Source organism: Streptomyces diastaticus subsp. diastaticus (assembly GCF_011170125.1).
GTDB classification, from domain to species: Bacteria; Actinomycetota; Actinomycetes; order Streptomycetales; family Streptomycetaceae; genus Streptomyces; species Streptomyces diastaticus.
Genome location: NZ_BLLN01000005.1, coordinates 1,585,722 through 1,599,349, shown reverse-complemented (window position 1 = coordinate 1,599,349; position 13,628 = coordinate 1,585,722). Strand labels below are relative to the sequence as shown.

The window sequence follows — 13,628 nt, the reverse complement described above, 5'->3', positions numbered from 1 at the left end:
GCCCGGTCGATCCGCCCGTCCTACGGTCGGGGCGAGCGGCTGCGGAAAGGGACGGACGATGCCGGTAGGGGGCCCGAGCACTGGGCACCGGGAGGAGCGGGCAGGACGGGGCGACGGCGTTACCGGGGGCGCCCCGGAGACGGCGCCGGAGAACCGGGAGAACGAGGCCCCGCCGAAAGTCCGGCCCGCGCAGGCCGGGCCGGTGGCGCCGCCCCGCCGCGTGTCCGGACCAGCCGGCGCGCTGGTCCACGTCGAGGACGGCACGGGGCGGCAGTGGGGCAGCGGCTTCCTCGCGGACGACCGGGGCACCGTCGTCACGGCGTACGAGGCGGTACGCGGTCTGCCCGACATCCTGCTGAGACCCGCCGACGGCCCGGGCCGGCCGGTACGCGTCGGCGCCGTCACCCTCCTCCCGGGCAGCGGGCTCGCCCTGCTGTGCGCGCCGGGGCTCGCGGTGGTGCCGCTGCCGGTCGCGGCCGAGGAGGCTGCACGCGGCGCCTACGTCCTCGTGGCGGCGGGCGGCTGGCGTCAGGCCCGGGTGCTGGGGCCCGCGCCGTTCGCGGGGGACGGGGCCGACGGGGCGCTCGCGGCCGGCCTGGAACTGGCCATCGGCACCGACGGCCGCAACGCCGCCCGGCCGGGCGGGGGAGCGGCGGGCGGACCGGTGGTCGAGGCCGCCACGGGGCAGGTCGTGGGTGTCCTCACCCCGTCGCTGGAGGTAGGGCGCCAGGGCTGCTTCGCGGTGCCGCTGCGGGCCGCCGCACAGGACGCGCCGGGCGGAGCCCTCGCCGCGCTGCTCGCGCGCAACGAGGCGACCGTCCCCGCGCTCGGCCCCGGCCTCAACCTCGCCGGAGCGCTCCAGCTGACCGCGACCACGGTCGGCTCGGAAGGGCCCCGCGGCTCCAGCGCCCCGCCGGTGGAACGGCCCGGCACCGCCGCGGAGCTCGCCGCCTTCGAGGATGGGCCGTGCCTGGTCCTCGGCCTGGTCGGGGCGCCCGGAACGGGGCGCACCACGGAGCTGGCGGCGTTCGCCGCGCGCCGTGCCGCGGGGGCGTGCCCCGCGCCGACGGTCTGGCTGCGCGGCGCCGACCTGCTTCCGGACGACCTCGATGTGGGCGACGCCGCACGACGGGCCCTGGCGCGCGCGGCCCGCATCGTCGAAGCGGCGGGCCCCGCCGCCCCGGTCGAGGCCGCGCCGCAGGGCGACGCGTCGCCGGAGGAGGTCGCACGGCTGGCGCGCCGGGCCGGGCGCCCCCTGGTGCTGCTCCTCGACGGACCGGAGGAGATGCCGCCCGCGCTCGCCCACCGCCTCTCCGGCTGGACGACCGGCACCGCGGCGTGGCTGGCCCGGACGGGCGCCAAGCTGGTCGTCGGGTGCCGCCCCGAGTACTGGGAACAGGTGTGCGGCCTGTTCCCCGGTGCGCTCCGCCACGCCCCTGCCGGGCCCCAGCAGGGGCGTCCCCTGACCGACTGCGTACCGCTCGGGGACCTCCCCGAGGCCGCCGCCGCGAAGGCCCGCGCCCGGTACGGCCTCCCCGACGGCCTGCTCGCCGAACGGCACGCGCGCCATCCCCTCACGCTGCGGCTCCTGGCCGACGTCCGGCGTGCCCTGCCCCCCGGAGTCCCCGATCCCACGACGGACCGGCGTCCGGGCGTGGACGGCGCGGCACCGCCCCTCGACCGCGACGCGGTCCTCTCGGCCTACCTCGACCTGGTGTGCCTGCGTACGGCGGTGCGGCTCGCCGCCCCGCACGGGCTGCGTGGCACGGCGCTGCGCAGGGTCGCGGCGCGTGTCGCCGGCCGGCTGCACGAGGCGGCGCGCCGCTGCCTGGGGCCGGGGCAGGGGGAACTGGACCGGGAGAGCTTCGAGTCGCTCTTCCCCTGGGGGACCGGAGGCGGACGGCTGGGAGAGCTGTCCGGGTGGGCCTCGGCGATCCTCACCGAAGGATTGATCATTCCGGCCGGGGCCGGGTACCGGTTCGCCCACGAGGAGCTGGGGGACTGGATCCAGGGTGCCCATCTCGACGTGGACGCGGCGCTGACGGCGTTGGTGCACCGTTGGCGGGCGGGGGGCGCCGCCGGCGGGGACGCGGAGGGCTGTGTGTCGCGGGCCGGGGCGCCGCTACCGGGCGCGAAGGACTGGGACACGGAGGCGGCCGGGGCCGGGGCCGGGATGCGAGGGGGAGCGGATGACGGCGTGTCGGCGGTTGGAGGCGCGGGGGAGCCGGCCGACGGCGCCGGGGAGCGGGAGCTGCCGCGAGCGACGGTGCGGCGGCGTCGGCGGATGGCCGAACGGGCTGCTGCCGCCGAGTCGGGGCGGGTGCGTGGCGGGGGTGCCGACGCCGACGGGGACGTGGCTGCGGACGGGCAGGCGCACAGGGGCGGCGCCGCTGGGCGGGGCCGCGCCGTGGACCGGGCGGAGTCGGGGCCCACGGGGCGCCTGACGGCGCGGGACGGGGCCTCGCCCGGTGACCGGGCCGGGGCGGGTGACCAGGCGGCGGAGGCGGCCTTCGGTCTGCCGGACGCGGAGGGCACGGGGCGGCTCGAACGGGGCGCCGCACCCGGCGAGGAGGACGTGCCCGGGCGTGGCCGGGCACGTGCCGAGGCCGGAGCCGGGCTGAACGCGCGGCTTGGCGGGCCACGAGTCGGTAAGCAGGCGGGACCGGCCGGAGCGGACTCCCACGGGGCGGGCGACGGACCGGACGAGCCCGCGCCAGCCGTGCCGCACACGCCCGGCCGGGCGGCGTCCCGCCGGGCGCCCGCCGCTCCTCCCCGGACCCTGCCCGTCCCCCGGCACCGCATCGGTCCCGTGGTCGAGGCGCTGCTGCACCTGGCCCGGAACCGGGGCGAGGAAGAACTGTCCCGGCGGCTGGTGGGTCTGATCGAGGCCGCGGACGAGTTCCTGACGTCGGACGACACGTCCGGGCCACGCGTCGCGCGGGTTCCGCGTCAGCAGTGGGCTCCCGACCGGGAGCGGAGGACACCTGTGGTTGACGGCCCGCCGGAGGGAGACGGGCCGGAGGAAGGAGACGGGCCGCCGCCGGCCGGTCCGTCCGCGTATGACGGAGTCGGGGCGTCCGCCGGACGGGGCGCGCGCGGTACGAGGGCAGGCGGCGCCGAGGACGTTCCGGACAGGGCCGGTGCCGTCGACATGGCCGGTGCGCGGACCTCGGACGGTGCCACCGCGGGCCCCTCGCTGCCCGGTGAGCGGTGGGCGATGCCGGAGGGTGCTTCCGGCGGTTCCGGCGGTTCCGGCGGTCCCGGCGGTCCCGGCGCACGGGGCCGGCCGACCCCACGGCACTCCGGCGCCCCGCACCGGACGGAGCCCTCCGTCCCCGCCGCCACGGAGCCTCCCGCCCCGTACCCCACGCCGCCCCGTACGGGGCGCGCGACCTGGGAGAACGCGTGCACGCCCCGCGGCCGCACCGCCGCCGCGCGCCGCTCCGGCGGAGAGGGCGAGCCTCGTGACCCGCGTCGCGCGCTCGCCCCGTGGTGGGCGGTGCGGCTGCTGGGCGAGACACTGCTCCGGCTGCCCGACTGCACGCCGTACGCGGGTGTGCTCAGGGCGCTGGCCGGGTGGGTCGCCGAGCGGGCCCGCGACCACGGGGTGCCGCCGGACTTCGGGCCGTGGTTCTGGGCGGCGCTCGCGCTTCCCGCCGAGGAGCGGGCCGACCTCCTGCGGCGGCTGGTGGTGGCGGACGGCACCGGGGGCGAGGACCGCTTCCTGGCCGCGGCCGGTGAGTTCCTGGTGGCCGACCCGGGGACCGTGCAGCCGCTGCTCTGTGCCTGGTTCACCGATGACCGGCGGCTCCCCGCCCTGCCCGCAGCGACCGTCGCCACCGCCGCTCAGGCCCTGCTGTACACGCACCGCGAAGGCAGCGCCGACACACTCGCCGACGCCCTGGTCGCCGACGGGCACGAGCGCGCCGACGAACTGCTCGCCACTCTCGCCCAGGAGGACCCCGGTGCCGTCTGCCGCGGTGTGGCCCGCTGGTCCGCCGACCCGCGCCCCGCCCGCCGCGTCGCCGCCGTCGCCTACGGCCTGCGCGCCGCCCCGCACGCCGCGACCGACTCTGACCGCGAACTGCTCCGGGGCGCCGCCGCGACCCTGCTCTCCCGTACCGCCGACGCCGCCCTGCACGGTGGCGCGCTGGCCCTGCTGGTCCGCGACCCGGTGAGCCGCGCCCGGTACGCCGCGCAGGCGGCCGCCCGGTTCGCCTCCGCCCAGGACCCGCAGCTCACCGCCGAAGCGCTCGGCACCGCGCTCACCACCCATCCCGGCCCCGTCCTGGACGCCTTCCGGTGCCGCCTCGCCGCCCCGGGCAGCCAGGCCGGCGACGTACTGCGTGTCCTGGCCGAGGAGACGTCCCCCGCGGTCGCCGCCGACGTCGCGGAGTTCGTACGGGCGCTGCTGCGGGCGCGGCCCGACACGGCCGGCCATGTCGCCGCGTACGCCGAACGCCGTCTGGAGCAGGGCGGTGACGCGGAGGCCGGGGCGCTGGCGCGGTCCGCGTTCCGCACGGGGCCGCCCGCCGTCCGTGCCGCGCTGGCGCCGCTCGCGGCGCCCGGCGGAGCTCCCGCCGCCGCGCTGCGCGGCGAGCTGTTCGAGGAGCTGCTCCGGGACGAGAGCCATCCCGACGTCCTGGAGGCGCTTCTCGTCGCGCTGGTCGTCCGCCACGACACCCGTCCCGGCGCGGCGGCGGGGGACCGGGCAGGAGACGCCGCGCGGCTGCGGGGCGCCGTGCTGCGCGTCGGCACGGCGCTGGTGCGCAGTACTGACGGCGCCCGCCGCCTCGACCGGTGTCTCGCGGAACTGGCCAGGACGGTGCCGGGCCGCGCGGCGCACGCCCTGGCCTGGTACGACGAGGATCCCGCCGGGTGGCGTGCGCTGGTCGGCGCCGGCGGTCTGCGGACGATCGAGGACGTGGCGGGCCCCGGCGCCCGGACGCCGCCGGCCGGGACGCCCGATGCGGAGCGCGTACCGTCGGCATGGCACTCTTAGACCGGCTAAGACGCCCACCACCACACACAGGTTCGACGAGGAGCGGTCACAGTGCAGCGCTGGCGTGGCTTGGAGGACATCCCCCAGGACTGGGGGCGCAGCGTCGTCACCATCGGCTCCTACGACGGCGTGCACCGCGGCCATCAGCTGATCATCGGGCGCGCCGTGGAGCGGGCACGGGAGGCCGGACTGCCGACGGTGGTCGTCACCTTCGACCCGCACCCCAGCGAGGTGGTCCGCCCCGGCACCCACCCGCCGTTGCTCGCCCCGCACCACCGCCGCGCGGAACTCTGCGCCGAGCTGGGCGTCGACGCCCTGCTCGTCCTGCCGTTCACCAGTGAGTTCTCGCAGCTCTCCCCGGCCGAGTTCGTCGCCAAGGTGCTGGTCGACCGGCTGCACGCCCGGCTCGTCGTCGAGGGCCCCAACTTCCGCTTCGGACACCGCGCCGGGGGCGACGTGGCGGTCCTCGCGGAGCTGGGCGCCACCTACGACTACGAGGTCGAGGTGGTCGACCTCGTCGTCCGCGGCGCGGCGGGCGGCGGTGTGCCGTTCTCCTCCACGCTCACCCGGCGCCTGGTCGCCGAGGGGGACGTGGCGGGCGCCGCCGAGATCCTCGGCCGCCCCCACCGCGTCGAGGGCGTCGTCGTCCGCGGCGCGCAGCGCGGCCGCGAACTCGGCTACCCCACCGCCAACGTCGAGACCCTCCCCTACACGGCGATCCCCGCCGACGGCGTCTACGCGGGCTGGCTGAACGCCGAGGGCGAGGCGATGCCCGCCGCCATCTCGGTGGGCACCAACCCGCAGTTCGACGGCACCGAACGCACCGTCGAGGCGTACGCCATCGACCGCGTCGGCCTCGACCTGTACGGCCAGCACGTCGCCGTCGACTTCCTCGCCTTCGTGCGCGGCCAGGCCAAGTTCGACTCGCTCGAGGACCTCCTGGAAGCGATGTCCCGGGACGTCGCGCGCTGCCGCGAGCTCGTCGCGGCCGCCGACGCCCCGACGCACCCCGCTGTCTGACGCCGCGTCCGCTCTACGAGGCGCGCGCCGCCTCGGGCGGCACCGGTCCCTCCGCCGCCCAGTGCTCGGGGCGGGGCACCGCCTCCGGCAGCCGGGTCGCGGCGTCGCCCCGGGCGGCGGCGAGCTGGGTACCCGTCGCGTAGACGCTGCCGCGCAGGTCGGCTCCGGAGAGGTCCGCGCCGCGCAGGTCCGCGCCGATCAGATCGGACCAGCGGAGGTCGGCGCCGCGCAGGTCCGCGCCGATCAGCAGCGCCCCGCGCAGGCTCGCGCCCCGCAGGTCCGCGCCGCGCAGCCGGGCGCCGGCCAGGTCCGCGCCCCGGTGCACGGGCCCGCGCCGCGGCGACCGCGCCCGCACCAGGTCGCCCGCGCGCAGCAGCGTTGGATTGACCGCCGCGCGCAGCGCGCCGACGTCGGCGGCGAGCACCGTGTCGGCGTCCGCCGCGGCCAGCTCGCTCAGCGTGGCGTGGGCGCGGTGCAGCGCGGTGTGGACGGGGCGGGTCTCGGCGCGGTCCAGGGCGTCGGTGACGTAGGCCAGGAGTTCGTGCACGGGGCGCATCACCGCGAAGACGGCGAACATCCGCCGCGCCGTGTCCGGCGCACCACGCCAGTCCTCGCCGGCGAACGTCACCTGTGAGACCTGCTGCCCGGCCCCGTGGCAGTCGAAGACGGTGCAGCCCGTCCAGCCGCGGGGGCGCAGTTCGGCGTGGATGCCGCACCCGAAGTCGGCCTGGAGGTTGCCGCACGGGCTGCCGCCGGGCTTGTCGACCGGGAAATCGGCGGACCGGGAGAACGGCAGCGCCACGCAGCACAGCCCGAAGCAGCGCGCGCAGTCGCCGCGCAGCTCCGTCCGCGGCGTGCGGGGCGTTCCGGCGCCGTACGACGCGCTCCGCGCCTGGCCGGCCGCGCCGCCGGCCGCGGTGTTCGGTGCGTTCGGTGCCGGGCCGGGTGCCCCGTCCGCGGCGCCGCTGCGCGCGCTCGACGCCCCGTCGGCCGTGCCGCCCCGTCCGCCCCGCCGTCCGTCCGCCGCCCCGTTCCGCGCGCCCCGTCCGGGCACGTCCCGCCGGCCGGCCTCGCCGCCCCCGTCGCCGCGCCCCGACGCGGCCCTCCCGCCCCGTCGTCCCACAGCCCCGTCCTCCTCAGAACCCGCCGCGGCCGCGTCGGCCACCGGTGTCACGCTGCCGTCAGGATGTCACCCGACGGTGAGCGCGCGTCGCCCAGGGAGGGCCGGGACGCGCCCACGCCACCTGGCGTGGCCGGTGGCACCCCGTCAGCTTCCCTCGGCCCCCACGGCCTTCGCCCAGTGGCAGGCCACCGCCGCGGGGCCGCTCCCCGGCAGGACGGGGAGGTCCTTGGTCCGGCAGGCGTCGGCCACGCCGGCCCGTTCCGCCTCGCCGGAGGCGAGCACCGGGCAGCGGGCGTGGAAGCGGCAGCCTCCCGGCACCCGGGAGGGGTCCGGGGGCTCGCCGGTCAGGACCACCGGCTCGGTCTCGGACTCCGGGAGCACCGAGAGCAGCGCGCGGGTGTACGGGTGGCGCGGCGCCGTCAGGACCCGCTCGACGTCGCCGGTCTCCACGATGCGGCCGAGGTACATCACCGCGACCCGGTCGGCGATGTTCCAGGCCAGGCCCAGATCGTGGGTGACGATCAAAGCGGAGAGGCCCAGCTCGTCGCGGAGCCGCAGGAGCAGCGCCAGGATCTCTCCGCGTACCGAGGCGTCCAGGGAGGCGACCGGTTCGTCGGCGACGATCAGTTCCGGCTCCAGCACCAGGGCGCCCGCGATGACGACACGCTGGCGCTGACCGCCCGACAGCTCGTGCGGGTGACGCAGGAAGAACCGTTCCGGCGGTCGCAGCCCCGCCCGCGACAGGGCGTCGGCCACCGCCGCCTGCTCGTCCCCGGCGTGACCGTGGATGCGCAGCCCCTCCGCGACCGCCTCGTACACGGTGTGGCGGGGGTTGAGGGAGCCGCTCGGGTCCTGGAGGACGAGCTGGGCGCGTCTGCGGTACGCCTTCAGGGCGCGCGAGGCGTACTCCAGTGGTCTCCCGTCGAAGGTGACCCGCCCCGCCGTGGGGGTGACCAGGCCCAGCAGCGACCGTGCCAGCGTCGTCTTCCCGCAGCCCGACTCGCCGACCAGGGCCACGATCTCGCCGGGGCGGACGTCGAGGTCCACCCCGTCCACCGCACGGGCCTCGGCGTCGCCTCGCCGGCCAGGGAAGACGACCTTCACCCGCTCCGCGCTGAGCAGCGGAGCCGCCTCTCCGCCCGCCCCGGGGCCGCTCCCCTCCGAGGCGGAGAACCCCAGGTCGCGCGCCCCGTGGCCCGCCTCGTCCAGCGCCCCGTCGGGCGCCGGGCCGCCCCGCACCGTGTCCGTCTCCGCGTCCTTCATGACCCGCTCCCCGTCGTCTGCGAAACGCCCTCGGGCGTGGCCCCGTCGGCGGCCTCCCCGGCCACCGGCACCGCTCCGTCCCCCGCTCCGTCGTCCCCGGCCCGGACACACGCCGCCCGCCGCCCGGGCCCCGCGACCCGCAGTAGCTGGTCCTGCGTGGCGCAGATGTCCAGCGCCACCGGGCACCGCGGATGGAAGGCGCAGCCGCCCGGCACCGCCGACGGGTCCGGTGGGTCGCCCGGCAGCCCGCGCGGCGCGCGCCGCGACACCGGGTCGCCGATGCGCGGGAACGCCGAGGAGAGCGCCCGCCCGTACGGGTGCGCGGCGTCCGCGTACACCTCCTTCGCCGGACCTTCCTCGACGACCCGGCCCGCGTACATCACCGCGAGCCGGTCACAGGTGTCGGAGAGCACCGCCAGGTCGTGGCTGATCATGATCAGCCCCAGATCCTGGTCGGCGACGAGTCCCTCGATCAGCCGCAGGATCTGCGCCTGGATCATCACGTCGAGCGCGGTCGTCGGCTCGTCCGCGATGACCAGCCGCGGATCGCAGGCGAGCGCCATCGCGATCATGACGCGCTGGCGCTGCCCGCCGGAGAGTTCGTGCGGGTACGCCTGGGCGCGCGCGGCCGGCAGCCCCACCTGTTCCAGCAGTTCGCCCGCACGGCGCCGTGCGGCCGCCGGCGTCGCCTTGCGGTGCAGCAGGATGGGCTCGGCGATCTGGTCACCGATGCGGTGCACCGCGTTCAGGGAGTGCATGGCGCCCTGGAACACCACGGAGGCGCCCGCCCAGCGCACCGCCCGCAGCCGTCCCCACGACATGGTGCGGATGTCCTCGCCGTCCAGGAGGATCTCCCCGGAGAGCCCGGCCGAGGCGGGCAGCAGCCGCAGCAGCGCGAGGGCGAGCGTCGACTTGCCGCACCCCGACTCCCCGGCGATCCCCAGCTTCTGTCCTGCCTCAAGGCGCAGGTCCACGCCCCGCACCGCCGGTACGGCGGGGGAGCCGGGGCCGCGCGCGTACGTCACCTCCAGGTTCCGTACCTCCAGCAGCGGCGTGCCGCCGCCCGGTGCGGCCGCGGCGGCCGGTCCGGCGTGTGTGTCGTGCGGTGTCAACGGGACACCCCCAGCTTGGGGTTGAGTACGGACTCGATGGCACGCCCGCACAGGGTGAAGGCGAGGGCGACCAGGGCGATGGCCAGCCCGGGCGGGGCGATGTACCACCAGTTGCCGGCGCTGACCGCGCCCGCCTCCCGGGCGTCCTGGAGCAGCCCGCCCCAGGAGACGACCGTCGGGTCGCCGAGGCCGAGGAAGGCCAGCGTCGCCTCGGTGAGGATCGCCAGCGAGATGACCAGGGTGGTCTGGGCGAGGACCAGCGGCATCACGTTGGGCAGCACGTGGCGGGACATGATGTGACCGTGCCCGCCGCCGAGCGCGCGCGCCCGCTCGATGTAGGGCCGCGACTCCACCGCCAGGGTCTGCGCCCGGACCAGCCGTGCCGTGGTGGGCCAGGTGGTGACGCCGATCGCGAGGATCGTCGTCCACAGGGAGCGGGCCAGGACCGTGGACAGGGCGATGGCCAGCACCAGCGTCGGCATCACCAGGAACCAGTCGGTGACCCGCATGACGACCGTCGCGTACCAGCCCTTGAAGTGCCCCGCGGTGATGCCGACCAGCGCTCCGATGGCCACCGACAGGAACGCCGCGAGCAGTCCCACCATGAGGGAGACCCTCGTGCCCCACAGCAGCAGCGCCAGCACGTCCCGGCCGAACTGGTCGGTGCCGAGCAGGAACTCCCCGCTCGGCTCCTCCAGCGCCCCGCCGGTCGCGTCGGTGACGCTCCGCGACTCCTCGCCTGCCAGCAGCGGCGCCGCCAGCGCCAGTACCGCGATCACCGTCAGCACGGCGAGCCCGAAGACCCCGCCCCGGTGCGACCGGTACTGCCGCCAGAACCGCGCCACCGCGTGCCGCCGCCGCGCCCGGGCCGGCGCCCGCGCGCCGCGCCGCGCCGTGCCGTCCTGCCCCGCGGCGCTGTCCGTCTTCTGGTGCACAGTCATCGGCCCACCCGGGGATCGAGCAGCGGATAGATCACGTCGGCGAGGGTGTTCATCAGGATCACCGCGGCGGCGAACAGGAAGAACAATCCCTGCACCAGTGGCAGGTCGGGCACGCTCAGCGCCTGGTAGAAGAGTCCGCCGAGGCCCGGCCAGGAGAAGACCGTCTCGACCAGGATGGCGCCGGCCACGGTGTTGCCGAGGTTGACGAAGAGCAGCGTCACCGTCGGCAGCAGCGCGTTGGGCACCGCGTGGCGGCGGCGCACCGCGTCGTCGCGCAGGCCCTTGGCCCGCGCCGTCGTCAGGTAGTCGCTGCCCATCTCGTCCAGCAGCGAGGAGCGCATCACCAGCAGGGTCCGCGCGTACTCCACCGCCACCAGGGTCAGCACGGGCAGCACCATGTGGTGGGCGACGTCCAGGACGTACCCGAAGCCGGACTGGCCCCCCGACTCCATGCCGCCGGTCGGGAACATGCCGGGGATCGGCCCGACCCCCACCGACAGCGTGATGATGAGCAGCAGACCCAGCCAGAACGACGGCACCGAGTACAGCGTCAGCGCGAACGCCGTGCTGAACCGGTCCCCGAACTTCCCGCTGCGCCACGCGGAGCGCGCCCCCAGCCAGATGCCCAGCACCGTGTAGAGGACGAACGCGGTGCCGGTCAGCAGCAGCGTCGCCGGGAGCGCCTCGGCGACCTTGTCGATGACAGGGGCGCGGAACTGGTACGACATGCCGAAGTCGCCGGTGAGCGCCTTCCCGCAGTAGTCGGTGAACTGCTGCCACATCGGCAGGTCGAGCCCGAACTCCCGGCGCATCGCGGCCAGCTGTTCGGTGGAGACCGGGCGGCCCTGCGTCATGTGCTTGACCGGGTCGCCCGGGATCATGCGGAACAGGAAGAAGCTGGTGACCAGGACGGCGAAGAGGGAGACGGCCGCGCCGGCCAGTTTGCCCGCGACGTAGCGCAGATAGGCGGCGGTGGAACGCGAACGGGGCCCGCGCCCCGACGGCCCGGCCTCGGCCGGACCGTCGGGGACGGCACCCGGGCTCTTCACGAGAGCCGCGGTGCTGTCGGTACTCATGGCCTATTCACGGTCCTCCGAGGTGGCCCGGCGCCGGACGGCGAACAGGACCGCGGCGCCGATCACCAGTACCGCCGCCGCCCCGATGCCGGCCACCGCGCCGGTGGAGACGCCGCCGGAGCCCTCGGACGCCGTGCCGTCGTCGGCGGGTACCGCCGACCACCAGCTCCAGTAGCCGTCCTGGCCGTAGATGTTGCCCGCGTCCTCGGGCATCGTGGTGATCGACTCGATCTGGTCACTGCGGTACGCCTCGACGGCGTTCGGGTACGCCAGCACGTTCATGTACCCCGAGTCGTAGAGCCGCGACTGCATCTGCTTGACCAGGTCGGCGCGCTTGGCCGGGTCGTACTCGGCGAGCTGCTGCCCGTAGAGCTTGTCGAACTCCTTGTCGCAGATGAAGTTGTCGGTGGACGACGACTCCTTCGGCTTGTCCGGCAGCGCCGCGCAGGTGTGGATGCCGAGGACGAAGTCGGGGTCCGGGTTGACCGACCAGCCGTCGAAGGCCAGGTCGTACTCGCCGGCGGACCAGGGGTCGGAGACGTTGTCGCGGCAGTCGACCTTCAGGCCGATGCCCAGCTCGCCCCACCACTCCTGGAGGTACTTGCCGACCGCCTTGTCGTTGGGGTCGGTGGCGTGGCACAGGATGCGGAAGTCGAGCGGCTCGCCGTCCTTGCCGGCCCGCTTGCCGTCCGCGTTCTTCTCGTACCCCGCGTCGTCCAGCAGCTTCGCCGCCTTCGCCGGGTCGTACGCGCGCTTCTGCCCGGCCGAGGGCTTCCAGAAGTAGTCGCCGAAGCGGGGCGGTACGTACCCCTCGCCCTCGACGGCCTTGCCCTGGAACACCCGGTCCACGATGGTCTTGCGGTCGACCGCGGTGAACAGCGCCTCACGGACCTTCGCGTCCTTCAGCGCCGGGTGCCCGTCGCCGAACTCCTCGCCGTCCTTGGTGCGCGCGCCCGGGTTGACGGCGAGCGCGAAGAAGCGCCGCCCCGGGCCCTCGTTCACCTTGATGCCGTCGGTCTTCGCCAGCGAGGCGGCCTGGGCCGGGGTGAGGTTCGGGCTGCCCGCCGCGAAGGAGACCTCGCCCTTGCGGAGCGCCGCGACGGCGGCGTCCTGGTCCTTGTAGTAGCGGAAGACCAGCTCGTCGAACTTGGGGGCGCCGCGCCAGTAGTCCTTGTTGGCGGTGAGCTTCACGTAGCTGTCGCGCTTGTACTCGGTCAGGACGAACGGCCCGTTGCCGACGATGGGGAAGTCCTGGTCGTTGTTGAACTTCGAGAAGTCGTCGACCTTCTCCCAGACGTGCCGGGGAACGATCGGCACGTCCAGCGCGGTCATCGTCGCCTGCGGCTTCTTCAGCTCCACCACGAGCTTGTCGGCGCTGGGGGCGGTGACCTTCTTGAAGTTGTTGGTGAACGAGCCGTTGGCGGTCGCCGCCGCCCCGTCCTCCATCATCGTGTTGAAGGTCCAGGCGGCGTCCTCGGCGGTGACCTTCTCGCCGTCGGACCACTGGGCGTCGTCACGGATCTCGAAGGTCCAGGTGAGCTTGTCCTCCGAGCTCTCCCACTCGGTGGCCATCGCCGGCACCGTGGAGTTGTCCTTGGCGCTGTAGTTGGTGAGGAAGTCGTACATCAGCCGGTGGATGGAGGTCGACACCAGCGACTGCGCGAGGAACGGGCTCAGCGAGTCGACGCTCTGCGCGACGGCGACCGTGAGCGTCTTCTTGCCGCCGTCGTCGGCCCGGGCCTCGTGGGGTGCCGGGTTGAGCGGCGTGGCGAGCCCCGCCGTCAGGGACATCGCCGCCAGGCCCGAGGCCGCCAGCAGCCGGAGCCTGCCGCTTCGCCGGGGGGCCTTCCCGCGACCGGGCCGGGCCGGGGGTATCGATGAGCTGCCGTGCTGTTCTGGTCTGTCCATGGGTCGGGGACCTCGCGTCGTCGCTCGCACAGGGAAGGCCGCTTGATCATGAAGCGCCGTTGGGTGATGTGAGTGTCTACCAGCGCTGGTCTAAACATGTCAACGGTTCACGAACACTGTGTGGCCTGCGGTAACGCGCGGGAAACGGGGCGGTGTCGGGGGCGGTCCCGCTCATTGGTCCAG

General features: G+C 75.7%; 8 protein-coding genes. 2 read left to right on the top strand and 6 right to left on the bottom strand.

The features are described from left to right. Window positions 1-220 precede the first annotated feature (220 nt). Together Sdia_RS30915 and Sdia_RS24270 are read left to right on the top strand one after the other, a co-directional pair. Window positions 221-5,002 carry a trypsin-like peptidase domain-containing protein gene (locus Sdia_RS30915; RefSeq protein WP_229831598.1) on the top strand — a complete coding sequence of 1,594 codons (4,782 nt, stop codon included), beginning with the start codon at window positions 221-223 and terminating at the stop codon, window positions 5,000-5,002. A gap of 51 nt (window positions 5,003-5,053) precedes the next feature. Beyond that, window positions 5,054-6,022 carry a bifunctional riboflavin kinase/FAD synthetase gene (locus Sdia_RS24270; protein ID WP_115068182.1) on the top strand — a complete coding sequence of 323 codons (969 nt, stop codon included), beginning with the start codon at window positions 5,054-5,056 and terminating at the stop codon, window positions 6,020-6,022. A gap of 13 nt (window positions 6,023-6,035) precedes the next feature. On the opposite strand, the gene Sdia_RS24265 is transcribed toward Sdia_RS24270, so the two are convergent. The 6 genes from Sdia_RS24265 to Sdia_RS24240 form a co-directional block, all read right to left on the bottom strand. Further along, window positions 6,036-6,824, bottom strand: coding sequence for a pentapeptide repeat-containing protein (locus Sdia_RS24265; protein ID WP_189500504.1), 789 nt, complete (start codon window positions 6,822-6,824; stop codon window positions 6,036-6,038). A gap of 465 nt (window positions 6,825-7,289) precedes the next feature. Continuing rightward, window positions 7,290-8,408, bottom strand: a complete 1,119-nt coding sequence (locus Sdia_RS24260) for an oligopeptide/dipeptide ABC transporter ATP-binding protein (RefSeq protein ID WP_100457611.1) — start codon at window positions 8,406-8,408, stop codon at window positions 7,290-7,292. Next, window positions 8,405-9,571 carry an ABC transporter ATP-binding protein gene (locus Sdia_RS24255; protein WP_370464580.1) on the bottom strand — a complete coding sequence of 389 codons (1,167 nt, stop codon included), beginning with the start codon at window positions 9,569-9,571 and terminating at the stop codon, window positions 8,405-8,407. The genes Sdia_RS24260 and Sdia_RS24255 overlap by 4 nt, the downstream gene beginning before the upstream one ends. Beyond that, a complete protein-coding gene (locus Sdia_RS24250) occupies window positions 9,517-10,461 on the bottom strand; it encodes an ABC transporter permease (RefSeq protein WP_189500503.1) in 945 nt (314 codons plus the stop codon). Before Sdia_RS24250 ends, Sdia_RS24255 begins: the two co-directional genes overlap by 55 nt. Next, window positions 10,458-11,537 carry an ABC transporter permease gene (locus Sdia_RS24245; RefSeq protein WP_100457608.1) on the bottom strand — a complete coding sequence of 360 codons (1,080 nt, stop codon included), beginning with the start codon at window positions 11,535-11,537 and terminating at the stop codon, window positions 10,458-10,460. The genes Sdia_RS24250 and Sdia_RS24245 overlap by 4 nt, the downstream gene beginning before the upstream one ends. 3 nt (window positions 11,538-11,540) lie before the next feature. Then, window positions 11,541-13,445 carry an ABC transporter substrate-binding protein gene (locus Sdia_RS24240; protein ID WP_371874294.1) on the bottom strand — a complete coding sequence of 635 codons (1,905 nt, stop codon included), beginning with the start codon at window positions 13,443-13,445 and terminating at the stop codon, window positions 11,541-11,543. Window positions 13,446-13,628 lie beyond the last annotated feature (183 nt).

What these genes read in the sequence shown, in the direction of transcription:
- Sdia_RS24245 (WP_100457608.1), bottom strand. Translation starts at nt 11,537, where the DNA reads ATGAGTACCGACAGCACCGCGGCTCTCGTGAAGAGCCCGGGTGCCGTC.
- Sdia_RS24240 (WP_371874294.1), bottom strand. Translation starts at nt 13,445, where the DNA reads ATGGACAGACCAGAACAGCACGGCAGCTCATCGATACCCCCGGCCCGG.
- Sdia_RS24260 (WP_100457611.1), bottom strand. Translation starts at nt 8,408, where the DNA reads ATGAAGGACGCGGAGACGGACACGGTGCGGGGCGGCCCGGCGCCCGAC.
- Sdia_RS24250 (WP_189500503.1), bottom strand. Translation starts at nt 10,461, where the DNA reads ATGACTGTGCACCAGAAGACGGACAGCGCCGCGGGGCAGGACGGCACG.